This is a genomic window from Acinetobacter pittii (genome assembly GCF_034064985.1).
Classification (GTDB): domain Bacteria; phylum Pseudomonadota; class Gammaproteobacteria; order Pseudomonadales; family Moraxellaceae; genus Acinetobacter; species Acinetobacter pittii_H.
The window spans coordinates 2,369,004-2,388,310 of sequence record NZ_CP139249.1 but is presented as its reverse complement, the minus strand read 5'-3'; the positions used below and the strand labels follow the sequence as shown (position 1 = coordinate 2,388,310).

General features: G+C 39.6%; 21 protein-coding genes. 15 read left to right on the top strand and 6 right to left on the bottom strand.

Features of this window, described 5'->3' with window-relative positions; translation table 11 throughout:
- Nucleotides 1-319 precede the first annotated feature (319 nt).
- On the top strand, nucleotides 320-1,699 hold the full coding sequence (gene sdaA / locus SOI76_RS11390) for an L-serine ammonia-lyase (protein ID WP_104080287.1): 1,380 nt from the start codon (nucleotides 320-322) through the stop codon (nucleotides 1,697-1,699).
- A 43-nt stretch (nucleotides 1,700-1,742) separates the two neighbouring features.
- On the opposite strand, the gene paaZ is transcribed toward sdaA, so the two are convergent.
- On the bottom strand, nucleotides 1,743-3,845 hold the full coding sequence (paaZ, locus tag SOI76_RS11385; protein WP_104080288.1) for a phenylacetic acid degradation bifunctional protein PaaZ: 2,103 nt from the start codon (nucleotides 3,843-3,845) through the stop codon (nucleotides 1,743-1,745).
- Between the two features lie 265 nt (nucleotides 3,846-4,110).
- On the opposite strand from paaZ, the gene paaA reads away from it, so the two are divergent.
- From paaA to paaI, 13 genes are all read left to right on the top strand, one after another.
- The gene (gene paaA, locus SOI76_RS11380; RefSeq protein ID WP_017399176.1) at nucleotides 4,111-5,049 is read left to right on the top strand and encodes a 1,2-phenylacetyl-CoA epoxidase subunit PaaA; all 939 of its coding nucleotides are present in this window, start codon (nucleotides 4,111-4,113) and stop codon (nucleotides 5,047-5,049) included.
- 32 nt (nucleotides 5,050-5,081) lie between these two features.
- The gene (gene paaB / locus SOI76_RS11375; protein ID WP_000389648.1) at nucleotides 5,082-5,372 is read left to right on the top strand and encodes a 1,2-phenylacetyl-CoA epoxidase subunit PaaB; all 291 of its coding nucleotides are present in this window, start codon (nucleotides 5,082-5,084) and stop codon (nucleotides 5,370-5,372) included.
- 12 nt (nucleotides 5,373-5,384) lie between these two features.
- The gene (gene paaC, locus SOI76_RS11370) at nucleotides 5,385-6,140 is read left to right on the top strand and encodes a 1,2-phenylacetyl-CoA epoxidase subunit PaaC (RefSeq protein ID WP_001016793.1); all 756 of its coding nucleotides are present in this window, start codon (nucleotides 5,385-5,387) and stop codon (nucleotides 6,138-6,140) included.
- A 16-nt stretch (nucleotides 6,141-6,156) separates the two neighbouring features.
- Nucleotides 6,157-6,657, top strand: a complete 501-nt coding sequence (gene paaD, locus SOI76_RS11365) for a 1,2-phenylacetyl-CoA epoxidase subunit PaaD (RefSeq protein WP_001177938.1) — start codon at nucleotides 6,157-6,159, stop codon at nucleotides 6,655-6,657.
- A 23-nt stretch (nucleotides 6,658-6,680) separates the two neighbouring features.
- Complete coding sequence (gene paaE, locus SOI76_RS11360; protein WP_104080289.1) at nucleotides 6,681-7,742, top strand: 1,2-phenylacetyl-CoA epoxidase subunit PaaE; 1,062 nt, start codon at nucleotides 6,681-6,683, stop codon at nucleotides 7,740-7,742.
- 8 nt (nucleotides 7,743-7,750) lie between these two features.
- Complete coding sequence (paaF, locus tag SOI76_RS11355) at nucleotides 7,751-8,524, top strand: enoyl-CoA hydratase-related protein (RefSeq protein ID WP_104080290.1); 774 nt, start codon at nucleotides 7,751-7,753, stop codon at nucleotides 8,522-8,524.
- Nucleotides 8,524-9,315 (top strand): 2-(1,2-epoxy-1,2-dihydrophenyl)acetyl-CoA isomerase PaaG, encoded by a 792-nt coding sequence (gene paaG, locus SOI76_RS11350; protein WP_104080291.1) that lies wholly within the window; start codon nucleotides 8,524-8,526, stop codon nucleotides 9,313-9,315. The genes paaF and paaG overlap by 1 nt, the downstream gene beginning before the upstream one ends.
- 2 nt (nucleotides 9,316-9,317) lie before the next feature.
- Entirely contained in the window at nucleotides 9,318-10,856 is a 1,539-nt protein-coding gene (gene paaH, locus SOI76_RS11345; RefSeq protein WP_104080292.1) for a 3-hydroxyacyl-CoA dehydrogenase, read from the top strand.
- Nucleotides 10,857-10,868: 12 nt separating this feature from the next.
- Nucleotides 10,869-12,077, top strand: a complete 1,209-nt coding sequence (pcaF, locus tag SOI76_RS11340) for a 3-oxoadipyl-CoA thiolase (RefSeq protein WP_104080293.1) — start codon at nucleotides 10,869-10,871, stop codon at nucleotides 12,075-12,077.
- A gap of 40 nt (nucleotides 12,078-12,117) precedes the next feature.
- Nucleotides 12,118-13,407, top strand: a complete 1,290-nt coding sequence (gene paaK / locus SOI76_RS11335; protein ID WP_000377865.1) for a phenylacetate--CoA ligase PaaK — start codon at nucleotides 12,118-12,120, stop codon at nucleotides 13,405-13,407.
- Nucleotides 13,408-13,460: 53 nt separating this feature from the next.
- On the top strand, nucleotides 13,461-14,426 hold the full coding sequence (gene paaX / locus SOI76_RS11330) for a phenylacetic acid degradation operon negative regulatory protein PaaX (RefSeq protein ID WP_000062822.1): 966 nt from the start codon (nucleotides 13,461-13,463) through the stop codon (nucleotides 14,424-14,426).
- Nucleotides 14,413-15,018, top strand: coding sequence for a DapH/DapD/GlmU-related protein (paaY, locus tag SOI76_RS11325; RefSeq protein ID WP_104080294.1), 606 nt, complete (start codon nucleotides 14,413-14,415; stop codon nucleotides 15,016-15,018). Before paaX ends, paaY begins: the two co-directional genes overlap by 14 nt.
- Before the next feature lie 77 nt (nucleotides 15,019-15,095).
- Nucleotides 15,096-15,479 (top strand): PaaI family thioesterase, encoded by a 384-nt coding sequence (paaI, locus tag SOI76_RS11320; RefSeq protein WP_104080295.1) that lies wholly within the window; start codon nucleotides 15,096-15,098, stop codon nucleotides 15,477-15,479.
- Nucleotides 15,480-15,515: 36 nt separating this feature from the next.
- On the opposite strand, the gene SOI76_RS11315 is transcribed toward paaI, so the two are convergent.
- The 3 genes from SOI76_RS11315 to SOI76_RS11305 form a co-directional block, all read right to left on the bottom strand.
- Nucleotides 15,516-15,938: a hypothetical protein gene (locus SOI76_RS11315; RefSeq protein WP_104080296.1), complete on the bottom strand. Its 423-nt coding sequence runs from the start codon at nucleotides 15,936-15,938 to the stop codon at nucleotides 15,516-15,518.
- Nucleotides 15,939-16,027: 89 nt separating this feature from the next.
- A complete protein-coding gene (locus tag SOI76_RS11310; protein ID WP_104080297.1) occupies nucleotides 16,028-16,534 on the bottom strand; it encodes an SMI1/KNR4 family protein in 507 nt (168 codons plus the stop codon).
- A 53-nt stretch (nucleotides 16,535-16,587) separates the two neighbouring features.
- Nucleotides 16,588-17,169 (bottom strand): histidine phosphatase family protein, encoded by a 582-nt coding sequence (locus SOI76_RS11305; protein WP_104080298.1) that lies wholly within the window; start codon nucleotides 17,167-17,169, stop codon nucleotides 16,588-16,590.
- Nucleotides 17,170-17,382: 213 nt separating this feature from the next.
- Here SOI76_RS11305 and SOI76_RS11300 point away from each other — a divergent pair, with 213 nt between their 5' ends.
- Nucleotides 17,383-17,880, top strand: coding sequence for a GNAT family N-acetyltransferase (locus tag SOI76_RS11300; RefSeq protein ID WP_104080299.1), 498 nt, complete (start codon nucleotides 17,383-17,385; stop codon nucleotides 17,878-17,880).
- Between the two features lie 8 nt (nucleotides 17,881-17,888).
- On the opposite strand, the gene SOI76_RS11295 is transcribed toward SOI76_RS11300, so the two are convergent.
- Both SOI76_RS11295 and SOI76_RS11290 read right to left on the bottom strand, forming a co-directional pair.
- The gene (locus SOI76_RS11295) at nucleotides 17,889-18,152 is read right to left on the bottom strand and encodes a hypothetical protein (RefSeq protein ID WP_104080300.1); all 264 of its coding nucleotides are present in this window, start codon (nucleotides 18,150-18,152) and stop codon (nucleotides 17,889-17,891) included.
- Nucleotides 18,153-18,235: 83 nt separating this feature from the next.
- Nucleotides 18,236-19,225, bottom strand: a complete 990-nt coding sequence (locus SOI76_RS11290; protein ID WP_250621813.1) for a DUF4238 domain-containing protein — start codon at nucleotides 19,223-19,225, stop codon at nucleotides 18,236-18,238.
- Nucleotides 19,226-19,307 lie beyond the last annotated feature (82 nt).

Here is a 19,307-nt window from a genome sequence, read left to right as displayed (position 1 = left end):
TTTAATTAATTTTAAATGGTTTAAATTTTAAGTAAATAACTTTAAAACCAAATTTTTTTTATAAAAAATTGGCCAAGGTTTGTGATTTTATTTGCTCAAAAGAACAATTCTTCAATATTGGTTGGGTCATTTACCATTTAAATTAATGGAAAATTCAATTTTTTAAAAAGGCTGTATTAGCAATTGATTGTGTTGTTTTTAGGCAATGAAACATTTATTTTCAGTGCTTTATAGATGGCTTAATGATAATTTTAGAGCTATCCGAAAGGACACAATAATGACGAACATACGAATAATAATGAATCGAAGGTAGGACCACGTGTTTATTAGTGTATTTGATCTTTTTAAAATTGGCATCGGCCCATCTAGCTCCCATACAGTTGGACCAATGCGTGCGGCATACAGTTTTGTGGATGATTTATTGAAGCAAAACGATTTACAAGCGACGGTTAGAGTTCAGGTGAAGTTATATGGATCGCTGTCGGCAACCGGTGTCGGTCATGCGACAGACAAGGCTGTTCTGTTAGGTTTAATGGGCTTTGATCCTGAACATATTGATACTCAAGTAAGCACAAGCTTGATTGAAGATGTTCTTGAAAATAAGGCAATCCAGCTTCATCGGCAAAAGAGTATTGTTTTTGACTATAAGCATGATGTGCTTTTTTTAGATGAATCTTTGCCTTATCACCCCAATGCAATGGAGCTGATAGCGTATAACGGGGCACAAGAAGTTTTGTATGCAGAAACTTACTATTCGGTTGGTGGCGGCTTTATTGTCAGTGAAAGACAATTAACACACACCCAAACTGAAACCAACGACGTTAAAGTTCCATATCCATTTCACAGTGCGGCTGAACTTTTAAGCTTATGTAAGACTCATCATTTATCAATAAGTGAGTTAATGCTTGAAAATGAAAAAAGCTGGCGTAGTGAAGCTGAAATTCGTAGCAAGATTATGGAAATCTGGAAAGTAATGCAGCACTGCATTCACAACGGATTAATTAATGAAGGCATATTACCGGGCGGTTTAAATGTAAAACGTCGGGCTAAAAAAATTCACGATAAGTTATTAAATAAGAAAAACTCAAACCTGATTGTGACGACCTTTCATGCGATGGAATGGGTCAATTTATTTGCCTTAGCGGTAAATGAAGAAAATGCTGCTGGCGGTCGAGTAGTGACGGCACCTACAAATGGTGCAGCAGGAATTATTCCGGCGGTTTTATATTACTACGTGACTTTCTCTAAAGACTTTTCCGAAGATAAAGTGGTTCGCTTTTTTCTAAGTGCGGCAGCCGTTGGCATTTTATGTAAACTCAATGCTTCTATTTCTGGTGCAGAAGTAGGGTGTCAGGGAGAAGTCGGCTCGGCATGTGCAATGGCTTCGGCAGGTTTAGCCGAAATTTTAGGAGCATCACCTGAGCAAGTGGAGCATGCAGCTGAAATTGGGCTTGAACATAATTTAGGTTTAACGTGTGACCCGATTGGTGGTTTGGTTCAGGTGCCTTGTATTGAACGAAATGCAATTGCCGCTGTAAAAGCCATTAACGCAGCCCAAATGGCACTTCATGATGACGATGCACACTTTGTCACCCTAGATAAAGTGATCCAGACTATGAAGGAAACAGGCAAAGATATGTCTGAGAAATATAAAGAGACTTCAAAAGGTGGTCTCGCTGTTAACGCTATTGAGTGCTAAAAAAATGAGATGGGGACGAGGTGACCCCATCTCATTTTAACCATTAAGCCTCGCGAGCAACTAAGGTTAAAATGTCGTAGGTTGCGACAAGTTCACCACGTTGGTTTTTGACTTTAATATCCCATACCACAACGCCATGCGCAGGTTGAGATGGGTCTTTTTGTGGTTTAGGGGTTTTTTGCTTACAGGTGAGTTCAACTTGGATTGAGTCACCAATTTTAACCGGTTCAACAAAACGTAAGTTGTCCATACCGTAATTGGCAATTACAGGGCCTTGTGCTGCATCTACAAATAGACCTGCTGCGGCAGACACAATGAAGTAGCCGTGTGCCACACGTTCACCAAAGAAAGACTCGGCCGCTGCGATTTTGTCAGTATGTGCATAGAAGTAGTCACCGCTTAAACAAGCAAAATTGACAATATCTGCTTCGGTGACTGTACGACGCGCCGTTAATAAACGTTCACCAATCACTAACTCATCAAAAGACTTTTTAAATGGATGTACACGGTCTTCATTAACTTTTGAGCCAGCAGTCCATGAGTGGGTAATTTGTGTCAGACTGTTTGGAGAACCCTGAATTGCAGTGCGCTGCATATAGTGTTTAACTGCACGAATACCACCTAATTCTTCACCGCCACCTGCACGACCAGGGCCGCCGTGTACTAAATGTGGAAGTGGTGAACCATGTCCTGTACTTTCTTTTGCTGATTCTGCATCAAGTACATGCACACGGCCATGCCAAGGCGCAATTTTTTGAATAATCTGTTCAATATTCTCATCGTTATTTTTAACGACAGAAGCCACTAGGCTACCTTCACCACGTGAAACAAGGTCAGCTAGTTCTTCAATGTTTTGATATGGCATGAGTGTACATACCGGACCGAAAGCTTCCGTGGTATGAACATTCGTTGCTTGTAAAGGTTGTTCGCACACCAATAAAGTTGGAGCGAAAAAAGCACCTTTTTCAGGATGGTCTGCATTAAATTTAAAGCTATCATTGCCACCAAAAACAATTTTTGCATCTTTGCTGAGTTCAGCAACTTTTTCTGCAACGTCATGTTTTTGTTTAATGCTCGCCAAAGCACCCATGGTGGTTTCTTCTTTTTGAGGGTCGCCCACCACAACTTTAGCAAGTTTGGCAGTTAGCTTTTCTTGCACAGTTGCTAACAAGTTTTCAGGAACAAGTGCACGACGAATGGCAGTACATTTTTGGCCTGCTTTGGTGGTCATTTCACGGAAGACTTCACGCACAAATAAATCGACAGTTTCTTCATTTGCCTCAGGGCTTAAAATTGCGCTGTTTACCGAGTCGGCTTCCATGCTAAATGGAATCGAATATTTATTGAGGTGAGGGTGGTTACGTAGTTTTTGACCTGTGTAGGCAGAACCTGTAAAGGTCACACAGTCTTGAGGGCCTAAGTGGTCGAACAAGTCATAAGTCTGACCACAAATGAGTTGTAGCGAGCCTTTTGGTAATACATGTGCCTCTTCAATCGCTTTTACAACCGCTTGAGTTAATTGGGCACCATCGGTTGCAGGTTTAACAATACATGGCACACCTGCAAGTAAAGTTGGTGCAATCTTTTCAAGCATTCCCCAAATTGGAAAGTTAAAAGCATTAATGTGAACGGCAACACCTGCTTTAGGACTTAAAATGTGCTTAGCACCGAAAGTTCCATTTTTAGATAATTGAATCCAGCTGTCTTCAGTAATAATTTTTTCGTCATTGAGTTCACGGCGAACCAGACTTGAATAGGCAAATAACGTCTGGATGCCACCTTCAATATCAATCCATGCATCTTTACGAGTTGCGCCTGTCGCATAAGCAAGTTTGTAGAACTCTTCTTTACGCTCAAGTAAATGTTGGGCAATTTGTTTTAACGCATTTGCACGTTGGTGAAATGTCCAGTTAGCCAGTTCTGAACCATTTTGTTTGGCATATTGAACAACACGTTTCATATCAATGCCATGACTACTTACGGCATAAATCGCTTCACCTGTAATGGCATGATAAACAGGGCGTAGTTCTTCACTCGTCGAATGCCAAGTTCCATAGACATAAGAAGCAAGATGAGGCAGTTGATGCTCAGACTGTTGAAAATCTGTGTCAGTTGAGGTTCCTTCTAGGTGTGCTTGTTCAAGCATGACCAAACTCCTTTTTTATTTGATACATCAATTATAAAAATTGCAAAAATATGATTCATAATTTCAGATTAATTTGTCTAAAAGTCAACTTTATTTTGATTTGTAAACGTAAAAAGATTTTTTGTTTTTAATTAATGTTTATTAATTTCAAATATTTAGTCATTGTTTATTGGCTGAATTTAATTTGATACTAAAAAAGTGATTGACTTTGTTTTTAGTGTATCGAAAAATAGATTCAAGGGTGATACCTACAGGGAATGAAAGAATGGAAAACAATTACCAGAAATTTGAACAAAATATTGCCAATGAAATTACGATCGAGGCTAAGGATCAAATGCCCGATGCCTATCGCAAAACATTGATTCGTCAAATTGGGCAACATGGCCATTCTGAAATTGTAGGTATGTTGCCTGAAGGAAACTGGATTACTCGTGCACCAACTTTAAAACGTAAAGCGGTTTTACTGGCGAAAGTACAAGATGAAGCGGGTCATGGTTTATATCTGTATAGCGCGGCAGAAACTTTAGGTGCAGACCGTGATGACATGATGGAAAAGTTGATTGATGGGAAAATGAAATACTCATCAATCTTTAACTATCCAACTTTGACTTGGGCAGATGTCGCTGCAATTGGTTGGCTTGTCGATGGGGCAGCCATTGTGAACCAAGTTGCGCTTTGCCGTACTTCATATGGGCCATATGCACGTGCGATGGTACGTATTTGTAAAGAAGAAAGTTTCCACCAACGTCAAGGTTTTGAAGCCATGATGGCTTTGGCAAACGGTACACCAGAACAAAAACAGATGGCACAAGATGCAGTGAATCGTTTCTGGTGGCCAGCACTGATGATGTTTGGCCCAAGTGATGAGCATTCTCCAAACAGCGCGCAAAGCATGGCGTGGAAAATCAAACGCTTTAGTAACGATGAATTACGACAAAAGTTCGTCGATAACACCGTACCGCAAGTGTTGCAACTTGGCTTGGAAGTACCGGACCCAGATTTAAAGTTCAATGAAGAAACAGGCCACTATGAGTTTGGCGAGATTGACTGGCACGAATTTAATGAAGTGATTGCCGGACGTGGACCATGTAATCACGAGCGTATCGAAGCACGCCGTAAAGCATGGGAAAACGGCAAATGGGTTCGTGATGCAGCAGTGGTCTACGCGAAAAAACAACAGCTTGAAGCGAACAAAGTGGCTTAACAAGATTTATGGAAAAATTTGAGGAAATCAAAATGGAAGATAAAAATAACTGGTCGCTCTACGAAGTATTTGTACGTAGTAAACAAGGCTTAAGCCACCGTCATGTAGGCAGCTTAAGAGCACCTGATGATGAAATCGCACTGCAACATGCTCGTGATGTTTATACGCGCCGTAATGAAGGAATTAGCATTTGGGTAGTTCGTTCAGAACTGATTAAGTCATCACAGCCAGATGAAAAAGCTGAATTTTTCGATCCTTCTTTAGACAAGGTTTATCGTCATCCGACTTTTTACCATATCCCAGATGGCATTGAGCACATGTAAGGGGAATGGCAAATGAATCATTCAGTTTTATCTAAATTCTTATTACATATTGGCGACAGCCAACTGGTTTTATCTCAGCGTTTGGCTGAATGGTGCGGGCATGCACCTGAGCTAGAAATTGATATTGCCTTAGCAAATATCGGCTTGGACTTGTTGGGTCAAGCAAGAAACTTTCTGACTTTGGCTGGTCAATATGATGAAGCTAAGCGTGATGAAGACCAACTTGCGTATTTCCGTACAGAACGTGAATTTTTAAACCTATTGTTGTGCGAACAACCCAATGGTGATTTTGCACAAACGATTGTACGCCAGTGGTTGATGGACCATTACCATCTTCATTTATTTACGGCCTTAGCGCAAAGCTCACTTCCTGAATTAAGTGCGCTTGCTGTCAAATCTTTAAAAGAAGTGAAGTATCACATTCGCTTTTCGACAAGCTGGATGGAACGTTTAAGTTTAAGCACAGATGAAGCGCATCAACGTGTACAAGACGGATTAAATAATTTATGGCGCTTTACCGCTGAATTATTTGAACTGAGTGCAGACGAGCAAGCACTAGTTGCAGAAGGTGTGATTCCAGATTTTTCAAATGAAAAAGAACAATGGAACCAAACCATTGCAGATGAGCTTAAGCGTTTTGAATTAAATGTTGCTGTGAACGGTGCTTATCGCCGTGGTGCAAAACAAGGATTACATACCGAGCATTTGGGTTATTTATTGGCTGAAATGCAATGTATTCAAAGAACTTATCCGGGAATGACCTGGTAAGACAAGGAGGTGAGCCATGCAAATGATTCGTCATTGCATCGACCAATGTTGGGATGTTCTACAAACGGTCAGTGATCCTGAAATTCCGGTTTTATCGGTTGTCGATTTAGGCATGATTCGCGGTGTAGAGATTAACGATCAACAAGAAATTATTGTTCGTCTAACTCCGACATATAGCGGTTGCCCAGCAACAGATATGTTGAAAGCACAAATTGTTGAGGCATTTACCGCAGAAGCTTTGACACCAGTCAAAGTCATGGTCGATTTATCAGAAGCATGGACCACGGACTGGATGTCTGAAGCGGGTAAAAAGAAACTGCAAGTTTATGGCATTGCACCACCTGAAGGATTGGCGCATCAGTGTGGAACTCACGTTCATTTAAATGATGGTGTCGAGTGCCCACGTTGTAAAAGCCGACATACCCGACTGTTAACAGAGTTTAGTTCTACCGCCTGTAAAGCACTTTATAAATGTCAGGACTGTCTTGAGCCTTTTGATTACTTCAAATGTATTTAAGTCTTTAGATAAGGAAATCAGCCATGAGCCAATTTGTACCATTAAAAGTAAAAAGTATTACGCCTCAAACCGATCAGGCAATTTGTATTGCATTTGACGTTGTACCTGAACAACAAGAACAATTTCAATTTCAACCAGGTCAACATTTAACCATTCGCCATTTAACCGAAGCGGGTGAAATCCGCCGTTGTTATTCAATTTGTAGCTATGCGGGTAAAGAAGACATCAGCATTGCGGTTAAAAAAATTGATCAGGGTCAATTTTCAAACTGGGCAAATGACCATTTGAAAGTGGGCGATGTGCTTGAAGTGATGCCACCACAAGGGGTGTTTTTTCAAAAAGCAGCCAAGATGGGCGGACAAAACTATTTAGGTGTTGCTGCGGGCAGTGGTATTACCCCAATTTTATCGATTGTTAAGCAAGTTTTGTTTGAGCAACCTGAAGCAAAATTTACGTTGCTCTATGGCAATCGTTCATGGAAACAAACCATGTTTGCCGAGCAAATTATGGATTTGAAAGATCAGTTTAAAGAGCGCTTTCAACTTATCAATATTTTTTCTCGTGAGTTCAACGATAGCGAGCTAATGAACGGTCGTATTGATGCAGAAAAGTTAAAACAGCTTTTTGATTTTGAAGTGCTTGAAACGAGTTTTGACCATGTATTTGCTTGTGGTCCAGACGAAATGATGAATGCTGTAGAAAGCACCTTGCCGAACTTTGGTATTGCCAAAGAGCGAATTCACACTGAGCGCTTCCATACAGGCCAAGCGCGTAAACGTAGTGTTGAAGCAGATGCAAACCGTAAAGAAGAAAAAGTAAACATCATTTTAGATGGTCGTGAGCTGATTGTTTCCGTGGCTCAAGATGATGAAAGTATTCTTGATGCGGCTTTACGTGCGGGGGCTGATTTACCGTATGCATGTAAAGGTGGGGTGTGTGCGACCTGTCGCTGTAAGGTACTTTCAGGCGAAGTCGATATGTTCCTTAACTATAGTCTTGAAGAAGATGAAGTTGAAAAGGGCTATGTGCTGAGCTGTCAGACCTTACCAAAAGGCTCAAATGTTCGCTTGAGTTTTGATGAATAGAGGCTGTCATGCAAGAGTTGATCAAAGCCAGTACAGCTGTTGACGGTGTTTTGTTATTAACCCTAAACCGTCCAGAAAAAAGAAATGCTTTAAACAATGCAACCTTGCAGTGTTTGTGCGAGTTGCTCGAAGAAGCTGAACATAATGCTCAAGTCAAAGCAGTGGTTTTAACGGGTAACGCTCAGTGTTTTGCGGCTGGAGCAGATCTTAGCGAGCTGGCTGCAATGGATGCCGTGTCTTTGCAACTCGATATTCGCCCGAAGCTTTGGCAAAAAATTGATGCGTTTAGTAAGCCACTGATTAGTGCAGTCAATGGCTATGCCTTAGGCGCTGGGTTTGAGTTGGTTTTGCATTCAGATATGGTGATTTGCGGTGAAAATGCCCGTTTTGCTTTACCTGAAATTGGCCTTGGTATGTTGCCGGGTGCAGGCGGAACACAACGTTTAGCACGCTTGGTTGGGCAACAACTTACCATGCGCTGGGCTATGACAGGTGAGATGATTTCGGCAAAACACGCAGAGCAACACGGCATTTGCAGTCAAGTGGTGCCGACCGAATTAACCGTTGAATATGCGGTTCAACTTGCAGCCAAAATAGCCAAACAAGCACCTTTAGCGATTCGCGTGATTAAACAATCAATTAAAAGTATTCATGAAACGACTTTAAGTCAGGGACTCAAGTTTGAACGTCAAAACTTTGTCTGGCTGGCGGCTACAAAAGATCGAAACGAAGGGATTAATGCTTTCTTTGAGAAAAGAAAGCCAGTGTTTAGAGGTGAGTGATGGACTATCAAAATATTATTGCTGAAGAAAAAAATGGTGTTGGCTACCTGACATTTAACCGCCCAAAAGCACTGAATAGCTTTAACGTAGATATGCACCGCGAAGTGGCTGAGGTTTTAAACCAGTGGACCAAAAATCCGGATGTTCGCTGTGTGGTGATTAGTGGCGAAGGCCGCGGCTTCTGTGCAGGGCAAGACTTAGGCGACCGTGTAGTAGACCCAAATGCTGAAGCTCCAGATTTAGGATATTCCATTGAAACTTACTATAACCCGCTGATTAAAACGATTGTAAATATGCCAAAGCCTGTCATTTGCGCGGTAAATGGCGTGGCAGCAGGTGCAGGGGCAAATATTGCACTGGCGTGTGACTTGGTGATAGCAGCTAAATCGGCAAACTTTGTACAAGCATTTTGTCGTTTAGGTTTGGTTCCAGACTCAGCTGGTACATGGTTTTTACCACGTACTGTAGGTCATGCACGTGCGATGGGTTTGACCTTATTAGGTGACAAACTACCGGCAGAAACCGCAAAAGAATGGGGCATGATTTGGGATGTAGTTGAAGACGCCGAGCTTAAAACAAAAGTGACTGAACTTGCTGAACGTTTAGCGAAACAGCCTACATTTGGTCTATCTCTCATTAAAAAAGCCATTCATCAATCAAGCAATAACACCTTTGATGAGCAAATGCTGTTAGAGCGAGATTTACAACGTATTGCGGGTCGTTCAGAAGATTATCGTGAAGGTGTACAAGCCTTTATGAATAAACGTGAACCAAATTTTAAAGGGCGCTAAGCATGACAGATTTAGATTTATCTCGTGCCCGAATTGCCGTCATTGGTTCTGGCACCATGGGTATTGGTATTGCCCAGTTAGCCATCGTAAACGGGCACCCAACCATTTTGTATGATCTGGACGCTCAAAAAGCGCAACAAGCCGCTCACGGCTTAGGGCAGACGTTTAAAAAGCTAGTTGAAAAGAGCAAGCTCACACAACAGCAAGCTGATGAAGCTTTAGCACGTTTAACTGTGGTGAATCAAATTGAAGCTTTAAGTGATTCTGACTTAATCATTGAAGCAGTGGTTGAGAAAAAAGAAGTTAAACAGTCTTTATTTAAGCAACTCGCTGAAATTTGTAGTGCGCAAACCATTTTTGCAAGCAATACATCTTCAATTTCGGTGACTGCAATTTCGGCGGGCATTGCTCACCCTGAGCGCGTAGTGGGTTTACACTTTTTTAACCCTGCACCAGTGATGAAACTGGTTGAAATTGTACAAGGCTTAAAAACACCAAACAGCTTATGTTTGGCTTTAAAAAACTTGATGTTGAATTGGAAAAAAATTCCAGTACTCACCAAGTCAACTCCCGGGTTTATTGTTAACCGAATTGCTCGTCCGTTTTATGCAGAAGGCTTTAGAGCCCTGCAAGAACAAGTTACCAGCTACGACCAGCTAGACTATGCCTTAAAGCAGTGTGGTGGTTTTGCGATGGGGCCGTGTGAACTCACCGACCTTATTGGGCAAGATGTTAACTTTTCAGTGACCCAAAGCGTTTATCAAGAGTTTTTTTACGAACCACGCTACCGTCCAAGCCTCATTCAAAAAGAATTGGTCGATGCAGGTGCTTGGGGCCGTAAGTCAAAACAAGGCTTTTATAGTTATAACGAAAAAAATCAGTACGAGACTTTTCAGCCTCAAGCTGTAGTCGCCAAACCAGTTGATGCCCATATTCAGCTAAAAGGGACTTGGTCTCAGCTACCTGCTTTTTTAACGCGTTTAGGTTTAAAAAGCGGATCTGCGAGTGACGACAATATCCTTCAAATTGATGATATCGATTTACGTTTAAGCCAAGGTGAGTCAGCCAATATTCATTACCTAAGCCGTAAAGTGGTTTTAATGGATTGGCACCATGATTTTGAGCACGCAGAGGCTTTAGTACTCAGTCATAACGAGCTTTGTGAAACAAATGATCTGGCTAAAGTTGAAGCGTACTTTGCACAGTTTGGTATCAGCGTGATGTGGATTAAAGACCATCCCGCACTGTTAACCTTGCGCACCATCGCTTTACTCATTAATGAAGCCTGCGAAGCAAGTTTACATGGTGTTGCGAGTCTGGAAGATATTGATAATGCCATGAAATATGGAGTGAATTATCCTAAAGGTCCTTACCAGTGGTTGACACAAATGGGCGGTGCTTATGTGCTCCAAACCTTAAATAACTTATATGCACTCTATGGAGAGGAGAAATATCGCGCGAGTATCTATCTCAAGCAATATGTAGCGAAAACTCAAAACATTGCCACTCAATATTCACGTGATATGACCGAATTTGCATAATCAGGAGTCAACATGGAAGACGTTTTAATTTGCGATTTTATTCGTACCCCAATTGGACGATATGCAGGTGCCCTAAGTGCTGTACGTGCAGATGATTTAGCTGCATTGCCCATCAAATATTTAAAAGATAAACACCCGAACTTGCCGTGGAATACGGTAGACGAAGTATTTTTAGGATGTGCTAACCAAGCAGGTGAAGACAACCGCAACGTTGCACGTATGGCAACACTGTTAGCAGGCCTACCTGATACAGTCCCTGCCATGACCGTCAATCGTTTGTGTGCTTCGGGTTTAGATGCGGTAGGCCTTGCGGCACGCTCAATTAAAGCTGGTGAAGCGCAGTTCGTTTTAGCTGGTGGTGTTGAGTCAATGAGCCGTGCACCATTTGTACAAGCTAAACCAACTGAAGCATTTAGCCGTACACCTGAAATTTATGACACCACTATTGGCTGGCGCTTTGTAAATAAGCAACTTAAAGCGCAATACGGCACCGACAGCATGCCGGAAACTGCCGAAAATGTAGCTGAAAAATATCAAATTAGCCGTGAAGACCAAGATGCGTTTGCATTGCGTAGTCAACAAAAAACGGCTGCGGCACAACAAAACGGTTTCTTTAACGATGAGATTTTGCCTGTCGAGATTGTAGACCGTAAGAAAAACGTAGTTGTGGTGAACCGCGATGAACATCCGCGTGAAACGACACTTGAAGCACTCGCTAAGCTAAAAGCGCCATTTAAAAAAGAAGGCGGTTCGGTGACTGCCGGAAATGCCTCTGGTATAAATGACGGCGCTGCGTGTGTGTTAATTACCAACCGTGAATTTGCAGATACACATGGTTTAAAACCTTTAGCACGTGTAATTGGCATTGCAAGTGCAGGGGTTGAACCCAAATATATGGGTATAGGTCCTGTTCCGGCTGTGCAGAAAATTTTAAAGCAAACAGGTTTAACGCTAGATCAGATGGATGTGATTGAGCTGAATGAAGCATTCGCAGCCCAATCTTTAGCATGTATGCGTGAACTCGGTCTAAAAGATGACGATGAACGCGTGAACCCAAATGGCGGTGCGATTGCACTCGGACATCCGCTCGGCATGAGTGGTACACGTTTAGTGATTACGGCAACACGTGAGCTAAAAAAACGAGGTGGGCGCTATGCACTTTGCACGATGTGTGTAGGTGTTGGACAAGGCGTCGCACTGATTTTGGAAAACTTAAATTAATTTAGACGGTTTTTAAAATTACATAATGAGGAGAGAGGCGATGGACAGCCTTACAACGGATAATGTTGAGCAATTAACACTTGCAGAGCTTAGAGAGCTGCAAACTAAACGGTTAAAACAAACCCTGACTTTTGTATATGAAAATAGTCCGGTCTATAAGAAAAAGTTCGATGAAGCGGGTGTACATCCTGATGACTTCGTGACTTTAGACGATCTGGCGAAGTTTCCATTTACCACCAAACAGGATTTAAGAGACAACTATCCGTTTGGAATGTTTGCCGTGCCGCAAGAACAGATTGTGCGTTTACATGCATCATCAGGCACAACGGGTAAACCGACCGTGGTGGGTTATACCCAAAAAGATATTAACACTTGGTCGGACATTGTTGCGCGTTGCTTACGCATGGCAGGTTTAACCGCGAAAGATATGGTTCAGGTGGCTTATGGCTATGGACTATTTACAGGTGGACTAGGTGCACATTATGGTGCCGAGCGCTTAGGTGCAACAGTTATTCCAATGTCTGGTGGGCAAACTGAAAAGCAAGTTCAGCTTATTCAAGACTTTAAACCGACTGCAATCATGGTTACGCCATCATATTGCGTGAGCATTATTGAAAAGCTTGAACAACAATTTGGTACTGCACGTAATACGTCTTTAAAAGTCGGTATTTTTGGTGCCGAGCCGTGGACCAACGAACTGCGCCGTGAAATTGAAGAACGCCTTAATATTAAAGCGCTCGATATTTATGGCTTGTCTGAGGTCATGGGGCCGGGCGTTGCCATGCAATGTCTAGGTGAGGGCGAAGGATTAACCATTTGGGAAGATCATTTCTATCCGGAAATTATTAACCCTGAAACAGGTGAAGTCTGTAAAGATGGTGAACTTGGCGAGTTAGTCTTTACCACCATTACCAAAGAAGGCTTACCGATTATTCGTTACCGTACTCGTGATTTGACCCGTTTATTACCGGGTGAAAATCTGGCAATGCGCAAAATGGATAAAATTGTGGGTCGTAGCGACGACATGCTGATTATTCGCGGCGTGAACGTTTTCCCGACCCAAATTGAAGAGCAAATTTTGCAAGTTCCGCATTTAGTTCCAAATTATGAAATTTTGGTGACTAAAAAAGGCCATATGGATACTTTGCATATTCGTACAGAGATGTGTCATAACTGTACTATACAGGCCAATCAACTTGCTCAGGAGTTAATGAAACGCATTAAAACCATGATTGGGATTAGCGTTACTGTAGAAGTTGTGACAGAAGCGACCTTACCTCGTTCGGAAGGTAAGGCAAAGCGGGTAATCGATATGCGTCAGATTGCTTAACATCAAGATCATTCAGGGTATAGAATCTATACCCTGAAACTAAACGCCAAGACATGAGTATGAGTGCAAAAATACAGCAAATAATTGATTCTGTTGTAAAGAATGAAACCTTAAGTGGAACTTCGCTTATTTCGACAATTTTTGGAGATTCAGTACTTCATCGGGGTGGAAACATTAGTCTTGCAAGCTTGATTCAGTTATTAGAGCTATTTGGTTTTAATGACCGCGCTGTAAGAACCTCTGTTTTTCGTTTAGTTAAAAATGATTGGTTATGTTCAGACAAAATTGGCAGAACCAGTTTTTATCGAATTACCGATTCAAGCCGTTCGACCTATTTGCAAGCCGAGCAACGTATTTATAACGACCAGATGAAAGAGTGGGACCATTATTGGGATCTTATTCTGATGTCTAGCCTCGATACTGAAAATAAAGCGTTGCTAAAGAAAGAACTCGAATGGTTAGGGTTTGCCAATATTTCTACAAACTTAATGGCTTATCCGGGTTGTAACCGTATTGAACTGCAACGCTTGTTGGTTGACTTAAATATGAGTGAGCAAGTGGTGGTGTTTAAAGCCGAAACATTGCAGCTCTTTAATAATTCGGTCGATACCATTGGCCGTATGCTCAGAACCAACTGGCCAATCGATGAATTACGCCAAAGATATCTACAGTTTCTCGATATTTTTAGAGAAATTGGCGTGTTGCTGATGCAGGAAAACGAACAACTCGAACCAGTTCAGGCCTTTCAAATTCGAACTTTGCTGATTCACTATTATCGAAGAATTTTGTTGAAAGACCCTGCATTACCGCTTGAGTTGTTGCCAACTGACTGGCCTGCGATTAGTGCACGAACTTTATCAATGAATATTTATAAAAAAGTATTTGAACCTGCCGATGAATACTTCTTGTCTGTTGCCGCAACAGCAGAAGGACCAATGCCAAATGCCACAGCACATTATTGGCGCCGTTTCGGAGGTTTGGTGGCAACAAATGAGAGGTTAAATCATGCCTTGTTATAGTATTGACGGTGTTATTCCCGTCGTTAGCCCAGACGCTTTTGTACATCCAACCGCTGTTTTAATTGGTGATGTGATTATTGAAGCGGGCGTATATGTAGGGCCATTTGCCTCATTGCGTGCCGATTTTGGTCGAATCCATATTAAGCAAAATGCCAATATACAAGATAGCTGCACCGTACATGGCTTTCCGCAAAGCGTGACTTTAGTTGAGGAAATGGGGCACATTGGGCATGGGGCAATTTTGCATGGCTGCCGCATTGGTAAAAATGTTTTGGTCGGCATGAACAGCGTAATTTTGGACTATGCCGAAATTGGTGAAAACACCATTATTGGCGCAAATAGTTTAGTTAAAACCAAAGATATTATTCCGGCAAATGTACTGGCAATGGGTAGTCCTGCAAAAGTTGCACGTGATTTATCAGAACAAGAAAAAAAATGGAAAACCAGAGGCACGCAAGAGTACATTGAGCTTGCACAGCGCTGCTTAAACTCAATGCAAGAAGTTCAGCCTTTAAGCTCAGAGTTGGATGACCGCTTGACCTATAAGGACTTTAATTCTTCAAACTATCAGATTAAACAAGATAGCGTTTAACGGCTTTTAATCAGTCGATTTCAATATAGATAGATTTATAACACTTAAGGAATACTCGCACGAGTAGGGAGACGTTTGTGCAAAAAATGGAAAATACTGCGGTTGATCAATTCGCAGAGCTATTGGGTGTTCAAGTGCTGCATCGCAGTTTTGATGAAGCGCGTTGTCAGCTTAATGTAAAAGACGAACACATGAATGCCTTGGGTGGCGTACATGGTGGTGTCATATTTTCTTTAGCCGATATTGCTTTTGCGATGGCTTGTAATGCAGGGGATGCGCCATATACAGGCCTACAGGCTGACATTCGCTATATGAGCAGTGCGAAAGATAGGGTGTTATTTGCAACAGCAACCAAGGTCGGCAGTAGTAAAAAATTCGCGCATTATGAAGTTGTAATAACAGACGGTTTGAATAATAAAGTCGCTTTATTTACCTCTACGTGTTACAGGCTTGCGCCGTGATAGGTGGTTGTTTGATGGTTAGAGATTAAAAGATCACTACCCAGTACAAAACCAACGCTCGAATTTTCCTTCTTTATCATAAATTTTGTGAGCTAATGCATAAGGGCACTCTATTAAGAAGTACCATCCTATGTAATTATTTTCCTCATCCATCTTATTGATCGCATCACTGCCGATCCAGACTTGCTTTAACTGCTTAATTTGTTCTTCTGCTGATCCAGTTAGCACTTCTCCATCTCTAGATGGGTCTTCAAAGTTCAAGTTATAAAATAGAGAAATATCACCAGTGTCTAACAAACTTTTTAAAGCCATGAAGAATGCTGTATCTTGGTCATATTCGAGCATAATCGTTGGGTAAATTTCTTTGAGAAAGTTACCCGATAAATAGAATAAATCATCTAAACCTTCCTTAAACTCATACTCATGAAAGGTTTTTAGAATTAATTCTAGTTGATTCATTAAAATTTATGCTCCGTATCTAAACGGCCTATCATTAGTAGACTGCTTTTATTTTTTCTAATGCCTAATTATATTATTAGGTATATTCATTACCGAATCATGTCTTCTATCCAAGTTTTAAAATTAGGATAAGAACTTTGAGCATCATTTATAATTTCAGTAACTGTTCTAGAATTAGATTTAGAATTCTGTTTTGCAAAAGTCAGAAAATCATTATTAATTTGAGTGTTAGCTTCAGGATATTCGATAGATTCAAATGGACCATGATTCTGTGACAACAACCAAAGATAATCATTAAAATCTTTCGCTACAACTCCCATTTCTCCTTCTGATCCTAAGAATACAATTGGTTGATCTAATATATTTTTGTCTTTATTTACTATCCAAAAAGCAGCACACCCACCTGTACCATCTTGGCCAAAAAATAATAATGTACTAGCATCAGCTTGAGGATTTCCAGTCCAAGCTGTTAAAAATCCAGCTGTTTCTTCAGGTGATAAGAAATCTTGGTATGGCTCAAAATCAATGCCATCTCCATCAGCATAATCAAAATCTAGTTGGTGTAACTTCTTAAGTAAATCGGGAAATTGAGTCATAAGTTCTCTATTCATTATTTTAAAGAGTTTCTAAAATTATATAATTTATCAGTTCAATAAGTAAAAACCTGAGTGTTTCTAATTGGCTGATAAACCAGATTGTATCTAAATTGCTGCATTAAATCTTTTGAAAGTGGTTGAGGTTGTTGTATTTGCATCATCAAAAGCTGTAAAAACTGTCCATGACTAAACACAGCCAAATTCTTTTGGACATAATTATCACTCAATGCCTTTAACTTTTCATAAAAAGCTTGAACCCGCATATATAGATCTTCAAAAGACTCCGCGTCATCTGCATCTTTATGCTGATAATCCATTTTCTCCCAATATGCTTTTACCCAAGCTTTACGGTCATCCATATTGGTATTGGCACATTTACGCTCAGACAAATAGCTAAATTCATGCAAATGCTTATCTACTTCAAAAGTGAGATTATATTTTTCTAGTAGTGGGGCAGCGGTTTGATGTGTACGTAGATATTGAGACACAATCACATGATCAATCCTGGGGAGCTTTAAACAGAGTGCTTGAGCTTGTTTATGCCCATCTTCACTTAAAGTAATTGAAGCATGTGAAAGGGTTTTTCCATTAATATTCGCTTCACTTTCAGCATGTCGGATCAGAAAAATACTCATTTTGATTCCATTAGACTCTTTAGGTCGATGTTTCTCACTTAGAGATTGTTAATTTTATAAATTGAGAGTAGGGTAAATCCTTTTACACACCTAAGTATGTGTTATTTCTTTATCATCATATTTTATGAGTAATAGGTAAATTACAGTTTTTTATAATTCTAATTAATAGATTATGCTAACTTATTCCGTATTAAATTTTTTAATTATAAAAAGATGTCAAATATTGAGATTAAAATTTTAAGTATCAACGAGCTTAAAGATTTCAGAACTATCAGACTTTCCGCTTTAAAAAAATCACCAAAAATGTTTGGATCTACCTATGATGCAGAGGTAGAGAGACCTTCAATGTTTTTTGAAGCGTGCCTATCAAATTCAATGGTATTTGGTGCCTACTATAAAAATGAAATAATAGGCTTAGCCACATTAACACAAGAGATTGGAGTAAAGCTTTCTCATAAAGCATATTTATCAAGTGTGTTTATTGAACCTGAATTTCAACAAAAAGGCATTGCAAGTCGTCTACTTAATGCAGTCATTGAATATAGTAAAAAGCACGTTGAACAAATTTTACTTACTGTTGCAGAAGACAATAAAGCAGCAATTCACCTTTATAAAAAACTTGGTTTTCAAATCTATGGAATTGAAGAAAAAGCTCTAAAAGATAATGATGAATATATTGATGAAATTCTAATGAAGCTTTTTGTGATCTAATATTTTTATTATTTTGCCAAAACTAATTCCTGACTTTCATTGTAAAAAGTTAAGGTATAGCTTTTTAAAGTTTTCCCATTTATAACATCATGTTTTAAAGCAGGGCCAGGATATATCCAATCTTTTTGAATATTAGGATCATTTTTAATTAAATCTACATCTTCTTCAAAGTTAGCTAATGTTTGGATAGAAAAACGTTCAGCAGTTACATTAAACATTTGGGGATAATAGCCAAACTCGGCGGAAATCCAATTATTAATTTCTGTTTGCATAGTGTGGGCTTCCTTAAGTAATTTTGATTAATTAACTGAACCTTTTAATATATTTAAAATTAAAAGCGTACTATTTAAGTTAGCTATTTTTTTATTTCTTTTATAATTTTTAATCTTTTCCCAACCAATTTTTTGTAAATTTTCAATTGATCTTCAGTAGTGCCAATAATGTATTGATCGGCATAAAAAGCTAATTTTTTATTAACTTCCTTGACAAAATCTATTGACACGTAATTTATACCTTTTTTAAAGCGATCAGATTTATTAATCATATAACCCACTTTAGGAGAAATTGCATAAAAAAAGTCTGCCTCATCCTCAGAGGGAACAGCTATATCATTCTCATTCATTGCTTTATGTATATTAATAATTGGGTGATCTGAGGTTATGAAATCTTCATTTGTTTCATTAATTAATAAGCAATGTATATCAATTTTTCGTGTTTCAAAAAAACTTTTCCCTATATTCATACCAAACATATAACTAATAAACCACCAAGATTCTTTATAAATTTTCTGTAATTCTTGGTTTGTCTGAGTAGCTAAGACTTTATCTCTGAATGGTTTAGTTCTGGCAATTTGGTGTCCCAAATAGCTCATAAAATTAATCATATTTTGAATGTCATCCAAAACTGATAAATCGTGGTTTTTTAAGCTTTTTAGGATAGAACTAACACCATTTTCATGTCCTGTATGCAGCTTTTCTAGTGCATTACTTTTAAATACTTCGATATAAGCTTGGACTTTCTCATCTTTTTTCTCTGATTTTATATATAGAGATTCTAGTGCTTGAAATTGTAAGAATGAATCTAAATAAAGTTTATGTAATTTTTGTAGTTCCTCTGGTGATTGTTTTGATATTAATAAGATTAGCTTTAAATGCTGCTCTGTAATGAACTGATATCTATAGAAGTCTTTCTCCTTAAGAATTGCTTTAACACTGTCATGAGCTATTTTAAGTTTCTTTGTTGTATACCATACTTCTAAGTTATTTAAGGACCAATTTTTTAAGTAATTAGCCCATACATAGTGATTTTCTCTTTGTGGTTCTAATTGTTTCGGTGTCATTTCCATTTGATGTTCTAGTACCATTTTAAAAGATTATTAAAATTAACCTACTATAGTTTATACCAAATATTTATTACCTACCCAAAAA

Coding starts and splice junctions, on each gene's coding strand:
- paaZ (WP_104080288.1), bottom strand. CDS start 3,845: ATGCTTGAACAAGCACACCTAGAAGGAACCTCAACTGACACAGATTTT.
- paaA (WP_017399176.1), top strand. CDS start 4,111: ATGGAAAACAATTACCAGAAATTTGAACAAAATATTGCCAATGAAATT.
- paaB (WP_000389648.1), top strand. CDS start 5,082: ATGGAAGATAAAAATAACTGGTCGCTCTACGAAGTATTTGTACGTAGT.
- paaC (WP_001016793.1), top strand. CDS start 5,385: ATGAATCATTCAGTTTTATCTAAATTCTTATTACATATTGGCGACAGC.
- paaD (WP_001177938.1), top strand. CDS start 6,157: ATGCAAATGATTCGTCATTGCATCGACCAATGTTGGGATGTTCTACAA.
- paaE (WP_104080289.1), top strand. CDS start 6,681: ATGAGCCAATTTGTACCATTAAAAGTAAAAAGTATTACGCCTCAAACC.
- paaF (WP_104080290.1), top strand. CDS start 7,751: ATGCAAGAGTTGATCAAAGCCAGTACAGCTGTTGACGGTGTTTTGTTA.
- paaG (WP_104080291.1), top strand. CDS start 8,524: ATGGACTATCAAAATATTATTGCTGAAGAAAAAAATGGTGTTGGCTAC.
- paaH (WP_104080292.1), top strand. CDS start 9,318: ATGACAGATTTAGATTTATCTCGTGCCCGAATTGCCGTCATTGGTTCT.
- pcaF (WP_104080293.1), top strand. CDS start 10,869: ATGGAAGACGTTTTAATTTGCGATTTTATTCGTACCCCAATTGGACGA.
- paaK (WP_000377865.1), top strand. CDS start 12,118: ATGGACAGCCTTACAACGGATAATGTTGAGCAATTAACACTTGCAGAG.
- paaX (WP_000062822.1), top strand. CDS start 13,461: ATGAGTATGAGTGCAAAAATACAGCAAATAATTGATTCTGTTGTAAAG.
- paaY (WP_104080294.1), top strand. CDS start 14,413: ATGCCTTGTTATAGTATTGACGGTGTTATTCCCGTCGTTAGCCCAGAC.
- SOI76_RS11315 (WP_104080296.1), bottom strand. CDS start 15,938: ATGAATCAACTAGAATTAATTCTAAAAACCTTTCATGAGTATGAGTTT.
- SOI76_RS11310 (WP_104080297.1), bottom strand. CDS start 16,534: ATGACTCAATTTCCCGATTTACTTAAGAAGTTACACCAACTAGATTTT.
- SOI76_RS11305 (WP_104080298.1), bottom strand. CDS start 17,169: ATGAGTATTTTTCTGATCCGACATGCTGAAAGTGAAGCGAATATTAAT.
- SOI76_RS11300 (WP_104080299.1), top strand. CDS start 17,383: ATGTCAAATATTGAGATTAAAATTTTAAGTATCAACGAGCTTAAAGAT.
- SOI76_RS11295 (WP_104080300.1), bottom strand. CDS start 18,152: ATGCAAACAGAAATTAATAATTGGATTTCCGCCGAGTTTGGCTATTAT.
- SOI76_RS11290 (WP_250621813.1), bottom strand. CDS start 19,225: ATGGAAATGACACCGAAACAATTAGAACCACAAAGAGAAAATCACTAT.